This window comes from bacterium SCSIO 12827, from assembly GCA_024397995.1.
Lineage (GTDB): Bacteria > Pseudomonadota > Alphaproteobacteria > Rhodospirillales > Casp-alpha2 > UBA1479.
The window spans coordinates 3,677,796-3,694,337 of record CP073746.1; the positions used below are offsets into that span (position 1 = coordinate 3,677,796).

General features: G+C 54.6%; 15 protein-coding genes. 14 read left to right on the forward strand and 1 reads right to left on the reverse strand.

What is annotated here, in order from left to right; translation table 11 throughout:
* Nucleotides 1-26 precede the first annotated feature (26 nt).
* The 12 genes from KFF05_17240 (at nucleotide 27) to KFF05_17295 (ending at nucleotide 12,733) form a co-directional block, all read left to right on the forward strand.
* Nucleotides 27-785: an imidazole glycerol phosphate synthase cyclase subunit gene (locus KFF05_17240; protein UTW51614.1), complete on the forward strand. Its 759-nt coding sequence runs from the start codon at nucleotides 27-29 to the stop codon at nucleotides 783-785.
* Nucleotides 782-1,429 carry an imidazole glycerol phosphate synthase subunit HisH gene (hisH, locus tag KFF05_17245; protein UTW51615.1) on the forward strand — a complete coding sequence of 216 codons (648 nt, stop codon included), beginning with the start codon at nucleotides 782-784 and terminating at the stop codon, nucleotides 1,427-1,429. Before KFF05_17240 ends, hisH begins: the two co-directional genes overlap by 4 nt.
* A 13-nt stretch (nucleotides 1,430-1,442) precedes the next feature.
* A complete protein-coding gene (locus tag KFF05_17250) occupies nucleotides 1,443-2,600 on the forward strand; it encodes an N-acetyl sugar amidotransferase (GenBank protein ID UTW51616.1) in 1,158 nt (385 codons plus the stop codon).
* Between the two features lie 23 nt (nucleotides 2,601-2,623).
* Nucleotides 2,624-3,871, forward strand: coding sequence for a hypothetical protein (locus KFF05_17255; GenBank protein UTW51617.1), 1,248 nt, complete (start codon nucleotides 2,624-2,626; stop codon nucleotides 3,869-3,871).
* 86 nt (nucleotides 3,872-3,957) lie between these two features.
* Entirely contained in the window at nucleotides 3,958-4,878 is a 921-nt protein-coding gene (locus KFF05_17260) for a sulfotransferase domain-containing protein (GenBank protein UTW51618.1), read from the forward strand.
* 71 nt (nucleotides 4,879-4,949) lie between these two features.
* Complete coding sequence (locus KFF05_17265; GenBank protein ID UTW51619.1) at nucleotides 4,950-5,471, forward strand: adenylyl-sulfate kinase; 522 nt, start codon at nucleotides 4,950-4,952, stop codon at nucleotides 5,469-5,471.
* Complete coding sequence (gene sat / locus KFF05_17270; GenBank protein ID UTW51620.1) at nucleotides 5,468-6,559, forward strand: sulfate adenylyltransferase; 1,092 nt, start codon at nucleotides 5,468-5,470, stop codon at nucleotides 6,557-6,559. The genes KFF05_17265 and sat overlap by 4 nt, the downstream gene beginning before the upstream one ends.
* Before the next feature lie 438 nt (nucleotides 6,560-6,997).
* Nucleotides 6,998-8,056 (forward strand): radical SAM protein, encoded by a 1,059-nt coding sequence (locus tag KFF05_17275; protein UTW51621.1) that lies wholly within the window; start codon nucleotides 6,998-7,000, stop codon nucleotides 8,054-8,056.
* A gap of 156 nt (nucleotides 8,057-8,212) precedes the next feature.
* Nucleotides 8,213-9,211 (forward strand): UDP-N-acetylglucosamine 4,6-dehydratase (inverting), encoded by a 999-nt coding sequence (gene pseB, locus KFF05_17280; protein UTW51622.1) that lies wholly within the window; start codon nucleotides 8,213-8,215, stop codon nucleotides 9,209-9,211.
* On the forward strand, nucleotides 9,157-10,377 hold the full coding sequence (gene pseC / locus KFF05_17285) for a UDP-4-amino-4,6-dideoxy-N-acetyl-beta-L-altrosamine transaminase (protein ID UTW51623.1): 1,221 nt from the start codon (nucleotides 9,157-9,159) through the stop codon (nucleotides 10,375-10,377). The genes pseB and pseC overlap by 55 nt, the downstream gene beginning before the upstream one ends.
* The gene (locus KFF05_17290) at nucleotides 10,374-12,140 is read left to right on the forward strand and encodes an ABC transporter ATP-binding protein (protein UTW51624.1); all 1,767 of its coding nucleotides are present in this window, start codon (nucleotides 10,374-10,376) and stop codon (nucleotides 12,138-12,140) included. The genes pseC and KFF05_17290 overlap by 4 nt, the downstream gene beginning before the upstream one ends.
* Nucleotides 12,141-12,148: 8 nt before the next feature.
* Nucleotides 12,149-12,733 (forward strand): SIS domain-containing protein, encoded by a 585-nt coding sequence (locus tag KFF05_17295; GenBank protein ID UTW51625.1) that lies wholly within the window; start codon nucleotides 12,149-12,151, stop codon nucleotides 12,731-12,733.
* Nucleotides 12,734-12,756: 23 nt separating this feature from the next.
* Here KFF05_17295 and KFF05_17300 read toward each other — a convergent pair whose 3' ends face one another.
* A complete protein-coding gene (locus KFF05_17300) occupies nucleotides 12,757-14,046 on the reverse strand; it encodes an MBL fold metallo-hydrolase (GenBank protein UTW51626.1) in 1,290 nt (429 codons plus the stop codon).
* Nucleotides 14,047-14,193: 147 nt separating this feature from the next.
* Between KFF05_17300 and KFF05_17305 the strand changes: the two genes are divergently transcribed.
* Complete coding sequence (locus tag KFF05_17305; GenBank protein UTW51627.1) at nucleotides 14,194-15,096, forward strand: class I SAM-dependent methyltransferase; 903 nt, start codon at nucleotides 14,194-14,196, stop codon at nucleotides 15,094-15,096.
* 234 nt (nucleotides 15,097-15,330) lie between these two features.
* On the forward strand, nucleotides 15,331-16,419 hold the full coding sequence (locus KFF05_17310) for a sulfotransferase (GenBank protein ID UTW51628.1): 1,089 nt from the start codon (nucleotides 15,331-15,333) through the stop codon (nucleotides 16,417-16,419).
* The last annotated feature ends 123 nt before the right edge of the window (nucleotides 16,420-16,542 follow it).

Consider the following 16,542-nt stretch of genomic DNA (forward strand, 5'->3'; position numbering starts at 1 on the left):
CGCCCCCAACAAGACCACGGAACCGAATGCCCCCTACTCGAATCATCGCGCGCCTCGACATCAAGGGTGAAAATGTCATCAAGGGCGTTAACCTGGAAGGTTTACGTGTCGTAGGCAAACCGTCGGAGATGGCGCACAAATATTACAACCAAGGTGCCGATGAATTGCTTTACATGGACGCCGTCGCGTCTTTGTACGGGCGGAACAGCATCCTTCATATCGTCGAGGATGCGGCGCGCGATATCTTTGTGCCAATGACCGGGGGGGGGGGGCTCCGGACGCTGGACGACATCAAGACCGTGCTGCGAAGTGGCGCCGACAAAGTGGCGATCAACACAGCGGCCGTAAACCGCCCGGTGTTTCTCGGAGAAGCCGCCCGCGCCTTCGGCAGCCAATGCATCGTGCTGTCCGTCGAGGCAATCCGACGGGAACCGGGGTCCTGGGAAGCCATGACAGATAATGGGCGAGAACGCACAGGACGCAACGTCCTTGATTGGATCCAGGAAGCCGAGCGGTTTGGTGTCGGAGAGGTTCTGCTGACGTCCATAGACAAAGAAGGCACACAATCCGGCTTTGACCTGCCGTTGATCGAAGCCGTTTCTAAAGTCGTCAAGGTGCCGGTCATCGCGTCAGGAGGTGCTGGAAGTGCGGATCATGTCGCTGCAATGATTAAAGGCTCCCGGACAGAGGCCGTCGCCTGTGCCTCTGTCTTTCACTACGACACCTGTTCGGTGGGCGATGTGAAAATGGCCGTTATCGCCGCCGGCGGCGAGGTTAGGCCATGATCGGCATAATCGATTACGGACGCGGAAATTTGTTCAGCCTTCGCCAGGCACTATTCGCTCTCGGCCATGAGCACGAGGTCACAAACGACGCGGACCTTCTCGGCAATTATAGCACCGTGATCTTGCCGGGTGTCGGCGCCTTTGGTGATGCGATCGCCAAGCTGAAGAGTATCGGCATGGATCAGGCGCTCCACCAGGCGGCGGCCAGAGGCACCCGCCTGGTAGGCATCTGCCTGGGCATGCAGCTTCTCGCCACGCGCAGCGAGGAATTCGGTGACCATGAGGGCCTGGATCTAATCAAGGGAAATGTTCTTCGCCTGCCAAGGGCAAAGAACGGCGATGAACAAACACGGATTCCGAACATCGGCTGGCGCCGCGTCACAGGAGAAGGTGGTGAAACGTTTTTCGAAGGCATCGTCCAAGCCCCCTACTTTTACTTCGTGCATTCCTATGGGTTCCATTGCTCGGACGCACGAGATGTTGTCGGCAGCATTGCCGTCAATGGCGAGAACATTGCCGCAATCATCATGCGCGGAAATGTCTGGGGATGTCAGTTCCATCCAGAAAAAAGCGGGCCGGACGGGCTGCGCCTTCTGGATCGATTAGTCCGCGCCGGCAGCTCCTTAAACAATCAACCAAGCTGATAACGAATTGAACATGAAAAAACACGACGTCATCGCCAAATACAACCTGCCCGCCGAGGTAAAGTTCTGCAAAAGGTGCACGATATCCAACCAGCGCCCGCGCATCACGTTCGATGAGGCCGGAGTGTGTAGCGCATGCAATTTTGCGGACCACAAGAAGTCGTTCGATTGGGACACGCGCGAACGGGAACTGGTTGACCTTCTCGACAAGCACCGACGCACCGACGGCAGCTACGATGTCATCGTACCCTGTAGCGGCGGGAAGGACGGCAGCTTTGTCGCCCACCAACTCAAGTTCAAATACAACATGAACCCGCTTTGCGTGACCTGGTCGCCAAACATTTATACCGACATCGGCTGGGTCAATTTGCGCAATTTCATCGATTCCGGATTTGACCACGTGCTCGGCACGCCGAACGGGCGCGTCAATCGCGAATTGACCCGTCTGGCTCTGCTGCACATCGGCGACCCGTTTCAGCCTTTCATTTACGGGCAAACAAACTACCCCCTTCAGATGGCCGTGAAACACGGGGTGCAATTGATTTTCTATGGTGAGAACGGCGAGGTCGAATATGGGGGAGACATGAAGAACGCGTTTCGCCCAACCCGAGAAATCACCGATCACGATAAGCATTACTTCTCCGGCATGCCGCCGGAATTCTGGCAGGATCACGGGCTATCGCTGGCCGACCTTCACCCTTACCGGGCGCCAGATTACGCTAAGATCATGGACAATAAGACCGAAGTCCATTTCCTTGGTTATTACAAAATGTGGGACCCCCAAGAGAATTTTTATTACTGCCAAAAGAACACCGGCTTCACGACAAACGCCGAACGCAGTGAAGGCACGTATTCAAAGTACGCAAGCCTCGACGATAAACTCGACGGATTTCATTACTATCTCGCCTACATCAAGTTCGGGATCGGTCGCTGCACGTCTGATGCAGCCCACGAAATCCGCGATGGGAAAATTACACGCGAAGAAGGCATCGCCTTGATCAAGCGCTTTGATGGCGAATTTCCATCGCGGCATTTCAAAGTACTGCTCGACTATTGCAATATCACTGAGGATCAATTTTGGGAGTCCATCGACCTTTGGCGCTCTGATCACTTATGGGCCAAAGACGGAAACGATTGGAAGCTGCGTCACCCCATTTGGGATGAAGCCTAATTGCAGCGACACCCAGGTCTGACATGACACGCCCCCGGCATCGTCGGCGCTACGTTCTGCTTGGGCATCATTTGATATTACAACGGGATTATACTCGCTTCGGCTGTGATGAATTCAAGCGGCGCGGATACGAGGTTCGCCTGATCAGCTGCTGGAACGTCCTGCGCAATGGACAGAATCTCGACACGCAATCGGAATCGTTCAGGAATGCCCCCGGGGTTGAGACCCCAAATTCCAGGGAAGAGCTTTTCGAATTTCTTGACACCTTGCAGCCCACAGATTTCATCCTGCCCATGGTTGGGCTGACATATGAAAATTACTGGCTATTCAAGGCTCTTTCAGAACGGGGTCTTCGATACTCGTTCGTCAATCGCGGCAAGATACCGTCTACTTACCTACTCCGGCTCACCGCAACGTCGGGTGTCCGCCGCCTACTCGGCATGACGTTCCGTAACGCGCGTCAATTCCTCACAAGGCTATACAATAAGCTGCACCTGGTGGCGCAGATTGGATTGGATTATTGGCGAATCGACGGCCCGCTTATTGAAATTCGAGGCGGTGTTTATCAGGCGCCTTTTACAAGCCTGTTCCCGTTCTCCGGAAAAAGCGAAAAGGTCGATGTCGAGGGGTTCGAACTTTTCTGGGCGAAGCAATCGGAAGACGACCCCGCCGTAACGACAGTGGAGAAATACGCCCTATTCCTCGAAGGCGGGGTCGGCAATCAACCGGACGCCGCTATCTGGAATATCCCGCGGCCAAAAACCATCGATTTGTACTTCGAATCCCTCAGGAAAACCCTGGACAAGGTAGAGGCGAATACAGGTCATCCCGTCATTATCGCTCTGCACCCGAAATCTTCTTACTCCAAATCCGAAGCGGACCGCTTGTTCGGCGGCCGCGTAACAATTCAGGGCAAAACGGCGCAGCTTGCCCGGAATGCATCCTGCATTCTTGTGCACTACAGCACCTCGATGTCATTTGCGGCGATCTATCGAAAACCGATTCTGTTTCTGACCAACTCAACATTGAGGGATTTTCCGGAAGGCGAATATGTTGACTTCATGGCCAGTTGGTTTGAACAGGTCCCACTGGATATGGACTTGATCGATGATCAGTCGATCGCAATTCCACCGGTACGGGACGACGTCATCGATCGCTACGTGCATAATTTTCTCCGCGCAAAAAATGCATCGGATGAACCAGCATGGGTCGTTGTTTCTAGAACTTTCGAACATCTGATGCCGTTCACACCGAACCGTCCGTCGCTCTGATCACAAAATTGCAAGGTTCCCGCCCTATGCCCTTTTCGCCCTGTCCGCCCCCGCCACTGCTCGACTCCTGTTTGATCGTCGATGGCATGACCCGTACGGGCAAGTTCATGGCCTGCAATTTGGTTGGCGCACTTTCTCTGGTAGAGCATCCGCTGCACAATCCGCAGATCGAGAACATCTGCTTCATGTGGCAGTTGGGGCAAATGTCGACGGAAGCCGCATCGACATTGATCAGCAACACCTTAAGCACAATGCTCTATGAGAGCATCATCGGTCGGCACTTGAACACCCGTCTGAGTGACAACTCCAGCATTTACAATTCCCCCAAACTTTCCGAAATCATCAAGAGAACGGCATCACCCGACGGTCAAGCCGCAGTCGATGCGTTTATCTCCGCGAAGTCCATCCCGCTGGTATGCACGCACGACGCCTTGCCGAGCGCAGACCTATTATTTGATATCGTTCCTGGGCTCAAATTTCTTCATGTCGTCCGTCATCCGGTCGACGTCATTGACTCATGGCATCGGCGTCAATGGGGAACGCGTTTCGGATCCGATCCACTGGCCTTCACCGTCGTCTCATCAACGCCCTCAGGCCGCTGTCCGTGGTGGGCCGTCGACTGGCATGCTGATTTTTTTTCCTTAACAAATCCAATCGACCGATGCATTCGTGGCGTCCTGACAATCTCAAACATATATCGCGAACGGATAAGCCTTCTATCCCCTGCGCGCCAATCATTGATCAAGACCATAACCTTTGAGGGGCTTGTCACCGATCCAGCGAAAGAGCTCGGTAGCATCGGTGATTTTCTAGGTACGGATATCCACGAAAAGTATAGCGGGGTTTTCGGTCGAGAGCGGGTGCCGAGAACGCTGCCGATCGCCGCGCGGCGCGCAAAGGTCAAACAGTTTCAGAAAATCGGTGCGGCCCCCAATTTTCTGGCAGAACTTGAAGCGGCTAGCCGTGATTTCGAGCGAACCCACGGCCTTACGGAATCGGCCTTCTGAGCTCTCCGAGATATGGCCGGAACAACTCAAAAAACCCTAATGACGCAATGAAATGAGAAAGCATTCTGAACATGGTTATTTGGCTAACTGGTATGTCGGGCGCCGGAAAAACAACAATTTGCACGGCACTTCACGACCTACTGAAACCCCACTTACCTGAACTGGTGCTGTTGGACGGCGACGTAATCCGCCGCGCCTTCAGTCAAGACCTTGGATTCATAGAGAGTGATCGCAAGGTGCAAATTGGGCGAATCCAGAAGTTGGCGAAAATCCTGTCCGATCAAAATCTCATCGTCCTTGTGGGCGCTCTGTACGCGCACCCCGATTTGCTGTCCTGGAACCGACAGAACCTGCAGCCCTATTTCGAGGTTTACGTGAAAGCGTCGATGTCTCTTTTGAAAGAACGGGATTCAAAAGGCCTTTATGGATCGAGCGCACCGAATGTCGTGGGTGTGGACATTCCTTGGCACGAGCCTACGCATTCTGACCTGGTCATCGACGCGGACCAGCTTCCCAATCCGGCGTCGGTTGCGCATGACATCGCACGTGCCGTCCCCCGCCTAGCCGCCAAGCTGTCAGAAATACAACAATGACCACGATTCATCTCGATCGCGACCAATACCTGGAGCTTGAAAAAATCGGGCTAGGCGCGCTCGCGCCAGTCACCGGCTTCATGACCGAGACGGAGCTCCATTCCGTGGTCGATCATATGCGCTTGCCGAGCGGTGCCGTGTTTCCCTTACCCGTCATTCTCCCCATCCAGTCGGCACAGGCCCAAGGACTTGAATGCGGCAGTCAGGTCGATCTCTATTTCCACGGCACTCAAGTCGGCGTGATGCAGATCAAGTCGATTTTCGAATTCGATAAGAAAATTGCCGCGCAAAAGGTGTTTGGCACGACAGACCCTGCCCATCCTGGCGTCTCGCAGTTCCTTCGCGCCCCAAGCATAACCATCGGTGGTCCCGTCAAACTTCTTACTCGCGTACCCCTGGAGTTCGACGCCCATGAACTAACGCCCGAGGAGACAAAACGGACATTCAATGAAAGAGGCTGGCAGACTGTCGCCGGATTTCAAACTCGGAATGTTCCGCACCGTGCGCACGAATACCTGCAACGGATCGCCTTAGAGCATGTCGACGGGTTGTTCATTCAGCCGCTCGTTGGGCGCAAGAAAAAAGGGGATTATACCCCGATCGCCGTTATCACCGGCTACAAGGCATTGATCTCGGAATTCTTCCCGCCAGATAAGGTTGCGTTCGGCGTCCTTTCTACGGCAATGCGCTACGCAGGCCCCCGTGAAGCGGTGTTCCATGCGATCGTTCGTCGCAATTACGGATGTACGCACTTCATCGTCGGTCGGGATCACGCCGGCGTCGGAGACTATTACGGAAAGTATCAGGCCCAACAATTGACTAGGCAATTCGAAGGCGAACTCGGGATCGAGATCATGCGCCTTCATGGTCCTTACCATTCTTCAAAATGCGACGGGATCGTTACCGAACAGACCTGCCCCCATGAAATGACAGACCCACGTTCCGTGACGCATATTTCCGGCACGGATATGCGTGCAATGTTGATCGGTGGGCGGACTCCCGCCCCTCATCTTATGCGGGACGAAGTCATTTCCAGCCTCCGGGACGTCCCCCTGTTCATTACCGACGAGAACCTCGACGACCAATAAGGCTAAGATTATTACGACGGTCGGTCCGCGGCGACGTCGCGAAGGGCCCCTCCCCACATTTTTCAAGACCGGGATGACCGTTGCCCGCTTAACGGCGGACAAACCAATAGAAGCGCAGAAATTCCGGATACAATGATGAAATGGCGACGCAAAGCTTTAATATGTATTATAAAGTAGTAGGTGTTTTCCGGCCTCATTGAATTCGGCAAGACCAGCATCAACCGCATTCTCGGCTGATCAGAAACGCGATCACGTCATGGCCCTATAGCCAATGACGGCCTTGTTTTTGATACTTCCGCTGGCTATCCGAAATCGGGAAACAGGATAAAGCTGATTGATGCCCATTACGTGCGGGATTTTGTAGACCCTCAAGGTTGGACATGAGTTTCCTAACTCGCAATGAACATTGCCTCGGCACGGCCCACCCCGGAGAGGTTCGTGAAATTGGTTGGCAAACGCGGCTCCCGACCACATCTGATGCCTAAGCCCGCTTCACAGAAAGACCAGGATCAAATTGTGCGCAGCAATCCATTCAAGCCACTGTATGAGTCCTGCAACGCAGGTAATTCGCGAAAGAAGTTCGAAGAACTTCCCGACTTTCCGAATTTCGTCGATCTGGAATTGACGAACACCTGCAATTTTCGTTGCTTGATGTGCCCGACCGGAAACCATTCCTTGGAACGCGGTGCCGGGTTTATGGCGGAAGACACCTTCCGCAAGGTGGTCGATGAACTTGCGCTCCACAACACGCCGATCCGCTTCATTCTTTGGGGCGAACCGACGCTGCATCCGAAGTTTCTTGAATTTCTGTCAATGGCGAATGAGCGCGGCATTCTGACGCACATCAACACAAACGGCAGCAAGCTTACGCCAGATTTTATCAAAAAAATGATCGATCGCGGGATCGACTCTATTAAGTTTTCATTCCAGGGCGTCGACCGTAAGAGCTATCACGAGATGCGTAATATCGACTACTTCGATGGATTAATCGAAGTAATGAAAGTCTTTCGTGACATGCGGGGCGACCGCGACCTTCCATACCTTCATGCCTCCACCAGCATCACATACGAAACTCGCGAACAGGTTCAGGCATTCCGTGATTTAATGAAGGAACTTGTAGATGCCGTATCGATCGGGCGGACGGTGTTTTATCACGCAGATCTGAAATCCGTACGACTGCGGCCAAGCGAAATGAAAATTCTTGAGACGCTGATCGAAGAAGAGAGCGTCGTCAAAAAGCACCCCGAATGCCCGGAGGTTTACGACAAGCTATCGATCAACTGGGACGGCAGTGTCACCGCTTGTTGTGACGACCCCAACAATGAAATGGTTCTCGGTTCATTGGACAACATGTCGATTTCCGAGATTTGGCATTCTGAGAAACTCAATTATTATCGCGAAATGCTTGCACAAATGCGGCACGACGAGTTGCCTCGCTGCAAGACCTGTTATGATTATCAGGGGCTGGTCACCCCAGGCTTGCAAGAGATTGATTAACCCCGCCCAAGCTTAATTTGCACGCTCGTGCTCGCCGAAATGACCCCTTTATCACGTCTCATCCGCAATTGATAAAGCGCTCACGTAGCGCTTTAGCCAATCCTTACGCCCCTCACATCAATGCCCATCACCGGGCAGCAGACCGGAAGCAAGTCCATGGGAATTCTTGACGGCCATTCAGTATTAATAACCGGCGGCACTGGCTCCTTCGGGAAGGCCTTCGTGCGGCACGTCTTAACTAACCACAACCCAAAGCGACTTGTTGTTTATTCTCGCGATGAGCTGAAACAGTTCGAGATGGCGAACGAGCTCAATGCGCCGAACTTACGCTACTTCATCGGCGACGTGCGCGATGTTAAGCGGTTGGAGCGCGCATTGGACGGGATCGACATCGTGATCCATGCCGCCGCGCTGAAACAGGTGGTCGCGGCGGAATACAACCCCATCGAATGCATCATGACCAACGTGATGGGGGCCGAGAACGTCATCAATGCGTCGATCAACGCCGGCGTCAAAAAAGTCATCGCCCTGTCGACGGACAAGGCCGTCAATCCCATCAATCTCTATGGCGCCAGCAAGCTATGTTCCGACAAGCTATTCGTCGCCGCCAACCACATTTCCGGCAGCGACGGCTGTCGCTTTTCAGTCGTCCGCTACGGCAACGTGATCGGATCACGTGGTAGCGTCATTCCGGTCTTCAGGAAGCAGATGGAAAGCGGAACTCTGCAAATCACCGACCCGGATATGACCCGCTTCTGGCTGACCGTGGAACAAGGCGTGCAGTTCGTAATCGACAGCCTGGGGCGCATGCACGGCGGCGAGACATTCATCCCGAAGATCCCTTCCATGCGCATCGTCGACTTGGCAAAGGCCATTGCTCCCCACTGCACGCATGAGATCACCGGGATCCGCCCCGGCGAGAAGCTGCATGAAATCATGATCCCCTCGGACGAAGCGCGCCAGACCCGGGAATTCGACAACTTTTACATCATCCATCCCAGCTTCCATATGTGGGAGGCGGAGAAAGCACGCCTTTACGAAGGAAGCGAAGGCAGCCCCGTCGGCCAGGGATTTGCCTATACCAGCGACAACAACCAGCAATGGGTCGATGCGGATACGCTGCGCACGATGATAACCGAAGAGAGCCTGGCTTGAGCCGCAGATTCCTCGGTTACGGTCGCCAGTCGGTCGACGACGCCGACATCGCGGCAGTCGTCGGCGTCCTGAAGGGCGATTTCCTGACCCAAGGGCCCGCGGTCGAACGCTTCGAGGCCGCGTTGGCCGAGAGGGTCGGCGCACGCCATGCTGTCGCGGTCGCCAACGGAACGGCCGCCTTGCACATCGCCTGCCTCGCAGCCGGCCTGGGGCCGGGCGACCGCGCGTTGGTGCCGACCCTGACCTTCGTTGCAACGGCTAATGCACCCGCCTATTGCGGTGCGTCACCATGCCTCGCCGACATCGACGTGGATAGCCGTGCACTTGCCGCTGAAACTGTGGCCAATTTTGTTGCCAGGCAACCTGAAACCAAAGCCGTGTTGCCGGTGCATTTCGCTGGCCTGGCGTCGGCGATGCCAGAGATTCGCACGGCCGCCCAGCATCGCATCGTCATTGAGGACGCCTGCCACGCATTGGGTGGAACCTATGCGAACGGGGCCCCGGTCGGCAGTTGCGCTCATTCCGACATGGCTGCGTTCTCCTTCCATCCGGTGAAACCGATCACCACCGGCGAAGGCGGCGCGGTGACGACCAATGATGCGGAACTCGCACGCCGCCTGCGGCTGTTCCGCAATCATGGGATCGAACGCGACCCTGCCCATTTTACCGGCAAAGAAACCGCCGCGCCCTGGCTGTACGAGCAACAGGTTCTCGGCTTTAATTATCGCATGACTGATCTTCAGGCCGCGTTGGGCGTCGCCCAACTCGGCAGGCTGGATCACTTTCGTTCGCGTCGAAAAGAAATTGCCGACTATTACGACGGCCGCTTTATCAGTCTGGACAACCTTACCGTACCACAGTCGAGACAGGACCAACGGGCCCGTTCGGGTCTCCATCTCTACCAGGTTGACATTGATTTTGACGGCCTGGGCCGCTCCCGCACCGAAGTGATGTCGGCGCTCAAAAGCGTCGGGGTCGGAACCCAGGTTCATTATATTCCGGTCCACCGACAGCCCTTCCACAAGGACCTGGGTAGTTATCGCGACGACGCCTTTCCGCACGCGGAGCGCCATTACGCGCAGACACTTTCCATTCCCCTGTTTCCGTCAATGACCGACGAAGACGCGGACTACGTTGCCACTCAGGTCATTGATCAGGTCAAATGAATCTTCCCCGCTTCATCGGCGAGCTATTTTCCCGATATCCCAGGCTTCTTATCGGGAACGTCATTCTGGCCGTGATCTTGATGGCTGTGGATGCGGCGACCCTCGCCTCCATCGCCCCGGTCGTCAATCTCCTGACCCAGGGCTCTGGGACGGATGCGATCACACCCATCGTCACCGATGCACTTACCTGGATTGGCATTGAACCAGGCATCGAAGCCTTCCTGACGACCTTCGTCATCTTGACGGTAATCAACAGCCTGATGCTGGTGGTGATCAACTATTTCATCCTACGCGCGCAATTCAAGGTGCGCGGCGACATGGTGGTCGGGACGACGGAGAAAGTGATCTACGCTAGCGGCGCCTATATTAACCGCCACCATCAGGGCGATTTCATCAACACGCTGACTCAGGAAGCCGCCCGGGTTGCCGATTCCTTCACCGCATTAACCCGGCTGATCGCTCCGATCGGTCAGGCGATCATTCTACTAAGTGTTCCGCTTTTGATTTCGTGGCAGGTCACGGGCTTCGCCCTGATCGCGATCACCATCTTGACTGTGCCTCTTCGCCTGTTCCGGAACCGGGGGTACACGTTGGGCCAAGTGTACACGAAGTCGTCCAACCGCATGGCGACGACGCTTCAAGAATCTCTCCAAAACCTACGCCTGATTTCCGGGTTCGCCAATGAAAGCCGGACCATTGACAGTATCAGAAAGGCGTTTTCCCACGTCCGTGATTCGTCGGTGAAGATGCAGATTTTGCAAACGTCAGTCTATTCAGCCTATGCGCCCATCGGCATGGTCGTTGTTTTCCTGACGTTTCTCATGTCCCGCCACCTCGGCGTCGAATTGTCGGAAGTTGCGGTGATTCTCTACGCCTTCAACCGCCTTTCTGGAGCCCTTGCGACGATCAACCAGAACCGCCTGCAGTTGATCGGGCTTTATCCCAGCTATGAGCAAGTCATGCGGGTTCGCAACGAGGCCGATGCGTCGCGCCTCAGGTTTGGTGACAAAACATACACTGGCCTCAAGAAGGAAATTCGCATCGAAGATGTTTCGTTTTCCTACGATGTCGGCCAGCCCGTTCTTCAGAACGTCAATCTGACGATCCCCGCCGGCGCAATGACCGCCTTGGTCGGCGCTTCCGGATCCGGAAAATCCACGCTCGCCGACATGGTCATGGGTCTGCAACAGCCCACATCGGGACGCATCCTGATCGATGGCACGCCGCTGAACGATTTGGACATCGCGCTCTATCGGAATGCCTTGGGATACGTGCCGCAGCAGCCGGCCTTGTTTCACATGTCGGTGCGCGAGAACATTGCCTGGGCGCGCCCGGATATCGACGATGCCGCAATCAAGCGCGCCTGCAAGCTAGCCAATGCGAAGGAATTCGTCGATGCCCTGGAAGATGGGCTCGATACGACGGTCGGCGACCGCGGCACTCGCCTATCCGGCGGCCAACTGCAACGCATCGCCCTGGCCCGGGCGATGGTTCGCGAACCCTCGTTTCTGGTCCTAGACGAAGCAACCAGCGCCCTCGACTCGGAAAGCGAGGCAGCAATCCAGGCCGCCATCGAAAGTATAATCGGCAACACAACCATTCTGGTGATCGCCCATCGCCTATCGACCATATCGAAGGCACAAAATATCGCCGTACTGGATAAAGGGCGCATCGTCGAGCAAGGAACTTTCGATGCTTTGATCGCCCGGCGCGGCATATTCGCCCGCCTGGTCGAAATGCAAAAGTTATCCGTCAGCACATAGGAAGAATTATGGTTCATTCACAATCCTACTTTCGGCAGGTCCAAGAGATCGCCCAAGAGATCGACACCGACAAGGTTGAACGGCTCGTCGCAGAACTGGTCGCGCTGCGTGCGCGCGGCGGGCGCCTTTTCGTTCTAGGTGTCGGCGGCAGCGCCGCGAACGCATCGCACGCGGTGAACGATTTTCGCAAGCTCTGTGGCATCGAAACCTATGCGCCGACGGATAACGTCTCGGAATTGACTGCGCGCACAAACGACGAAGGATGGGAAACGGTCTTCACTGGCTGGCTGAAGATCAGCCGTCTTTCCGCCGAGGACGCCGTGCTTGTCTTTTCCGTGGGCGGCGGAAATTTGGAAAAGAACGTCAGCGTCAACCTGCTGCATGCACTGGAACTCGCCAAGGAACGAGGCGCGAAAATCTTAGGCGTGGTTGGCCGAGACGGAGGACACGCTGCAAAAATTGGCGATGAAGTCGTGATTGTTCCGATCGTGGATTCAAGTTTGATAACCCCACATACGGAAGCGTTTCAGGCCGTCGTGTGGCACTGCCTCGTATCGCATCCCGATCTTCAAGAGAATGCGACGAAGTGGTAAACGACTGATACCCTATCAGTCCGTCAGCACGTCGCCATAAAGTTCAGGAACGCTTGTGCCGGACGATGGAAATTGGTTCCCGGGCGCCGTCGCGTCGTGATCTGGCTGCCGACCTCCGCGTTGTTCCAATGATAGAGGCCGGTCAACAATCCGAACGCGTACCGGTAATCGATGAATAATTCTGAGTAGTCAGCGTCTGGGTAAATTCCGGTTTCCCAAGAGCTAATTTCCGGCGCCTCCTTGTTTGCATTTAGGATAAAGGAATTGGCGCGGTTCTCCGGTGCCTGAACATTAAGGATGAAATAGTAGTCCGTAGCGACTTCGCTTTTGACGATTGCTTTCCCGTATGCCGCCCGCACGAGCCTGGCAAAGTTGATCTTCTCGAACGGAATCTGAATTTCCCTTTCATAGTCCAAGGGCAAGTTTTTTATCTCGTTGATCCGCGATTGACGGTCCGCCTCGGAATAAGGTTCGTCGCGGGTTTCTCCAACAACATCTGCAGCTAAATCAATCGTACCCGCGCCCCCATCGGCAAGGACGATGGCTTTCGGGTCGATCTTTAGGATCTCCACCGGGTCCGCCACGCCACGAAATTCATTCAAGCCAGCCAGCTTTCCGCCCAACAAGTACTTCCCAGCGAATGGCAGATTGTAGCGCGCGGGGAACGCCTCACAGTATTTCTGGTAACGGGCGAAGAACCGCTGCTTCTTGCCCTCCGCTTCGGCAATCAGCGCGTCGCGCTCAGATATAGGATCGAAGTAGGTCTGGGGATAGGGGCCGGCACCTGTGAAACCTGATGCCAAAAGGTCCAGGGAAATGCTCTTTCGAGACATATAGGCATGAATCGCGTCAACGTGCGCATCGTTCCATTCACAGTCATTTAGATTCAGGACTGCGTTGGTGCCATCTGAAACAAGTACAGCTGAATCAATATCGGAGACGGAACCGGATAGATTGGGGAAAATAGCGATATCGGTATTGCCGATCTGCATTTCCGTCGTCGGCAATGCGGTGATGCCGTCGGTTTTTGTCTTGAGGGCGAGGAAGTTGTTTTCAAAATCTGGGATAATGACGGGTTTTTCCCCATACCTTGCAAATAACTGTTTCAGGAAGGTGGAATCGTAATGGTCGGGGTGAATGTGGGAAATGTAAATCACGTCCGGCTCTTCAAGGATGTCCAACGGATCTTGGATTCTGGGAAAGTGGTACCAGCTTCCGTCGTAAATCCCTTCGGTGAACCATGGGTCAGTTAGCAACGTCAGGTCGTCATTGCTAACTTCGATACAAGCCGAATAAATATATCTAACTTTCATGATGTCGGTTGTCCGATCTTTCCAATAACTGACAGCAGCTTTACCTATATTTCCTGACAATCAAGCTTCCACGCCATTGGCGCACAACTTCCACCACAAGGCGCCCGAAAATCATTCCGAACCAACGGTCTTATTCCTGATATGTCGATGACCCAGATCAAATACGGCAGGGCGACGTCTTTTGTCATTGGACGAATTTTCGTGCCTATATTGTTTCCAATTGCCCGCCACGTGAAGGATCAGTTGTTCCTGCGGCGAATGAACAACCCTCTTCTCAAACCGTCGCCAATTTCCCGCCCCCTCTCTTACATAACCCGAGCCTGGGGATATTTCGGTCGCGTGTTTCGAAGGGAATTCGACGATTACGCCTTGCGCCGCTATTCAACCTATATCCGCCGACACTACAGCCAGAGCGGGCGCGGATACTTTTCTTATAGCAACTTGAAAGAAGAAGAAAAGGCCGCGCTATTCGGCCAGCCGGAAGGCCGTCTTCAAGGATTCATCGATCATTATGGCGACTTATTGAATTATCAAGACGGCGACACCATTTTCGACGCCGGCTGTGGCCGTGGCCAGAATGTCAAGACACTGCTGGAAGCGCTCCCGACATCACCGATCGACGCGATGGACATCAGTGCGGAAGCCGTCAGCGTAATTACCGCCGCGATTAAATCTCCCCGCGTCAAGACCTGGGCTGGCGACCTCACGGATCCAGCGGTTCTTGGCGATCTGCAAGACAACGCCTATGACCACGTCGTTATCTCACATGTGCTCAGCGTCATCCTGGGAAACGGGATCGATGCGACGCAAAACGTGCGGAAAGAAATCATCGGAAACCTAGCACGGCTCGCCCGCAAAACAGTTCTCATCATCGATAGCCCCGCGATCATCGCAGCTGAGGAGCGTTTTGAGATTGAGCAACGTGATCGCGGTTGGTTCGCCAGTTCCATTCTACCCATTTGCGAAGACCTGCCGACACAGGTGGTCGTTCTGACCTCATCCGGCAGTATCGGTGTCCTGATGCGAAAGCATTCCGGAGATAGAGATTGAGCGCCGCGTCTCAACCCTGCAAAAATTAGGACGACACTATAAAGGTGCCTTATGACTGACCCTAAGAACACGGCAACGGCCCGAGCCGGGCGCCGCCGGTCCGGTACATCCGTGCCGAAGACATCGAAAACCCGAACATCCAACACCGCCTCTCGGCTAAATGCTCATATCAACCCTGAGGACTTAACGACGGTTGTTGCTGTTCTGACATCAAGCCGAAGCGGAAGTGGTTTGATGTCTTCGCTGCTCGACAATCATCCTTCGGTTGCGTCTACTCCGGATTGTGTCCTGATGGGCTTTTACGAGTTCTGGACCGATTTCGGTGATCTGCCCAGCAACGAACTGATCGATACTTTCGTTGATCAGTTCGCGACCCTGTTTATCGGGTCGAAGCCTTCAAAGGTTCATCGCAGCGCAAATTGCTATGGTGATGCCGTGGGCTTCAACACCCTGGGTGAAGCCCGGGACCAGACACTGTCTGCGGACATCGGGGTCTTCCGTAACTCAATGCTGGAAATGCTGCCGGACAATGCCACGGTCACCCGCCGCCTGTTTTTTCAGACGCTTCATGTTGCCTACGCGAATGCAATCGGACACAGGTTGGAAACAGGCGCGATCATTTCTTTCGGCCTTCATACGACACCACGTCACGCGGCAACGGCATTCGCTGATGATTTTCCCGACTGCCGTTTTCTTCACATGGCCCGCGACCCCATCCAAACCCTGGGGTCGCAATTTCGCGCCCATGTCGAAGCCGTCCGGCTCGGACTGCGCACATACGACCCAACAGTTCCCAGCGACGTTACGTTGACCCGGTTCTTCAGCGGCAAGCCCGCCCTTGAATGGGTTAAGTTTCAATCTCGGGTCGTCCGCCTGGAGGACCTCCATCGCCAACCGAAGAAAACGATGATGGCGGTTTGCGGATGGCTGGGCATCCCTTGGGATGACAGCTTGATGCAATCGACAATGAACGGGCTCAAGTATTGGAATGACAATACCTCCGCTCATCAGGTAAGCGGTTTCAGCGAAGCGATCGTCAGCCAACGCCACGAAGCCTATATCACCAGGTTCGACCGGTTCCGATATACCCTGATCTTCTCCCCGCGGTTTTCGCGCATGGACTATTTCGACGGCTCGCCACTGATGCGGCAATTTCCCATATTTCTCTTTTTGTCGCCGCTTATCCTGCTGCCATTTCGCACCGAACGAATTATGTTCCGCGGCGCGCCGCTCATGAAGTGCGTGAAGAACTACGTGTCGATGCGACTGCGCATCTGTCAGTACATTCTGAAACCGCACGACATCGTCCCGATGATTTTTTAAAGCTTCTCACCAATTTCCAGCCTGAGTACACCCACGGTTATTTCGGGCATCGGACTTTGCGATGCTGGTAAAAAACGATGATCCGCAAAGCTGTCAGAAAGCGCACTGAAACCTACTTACCCC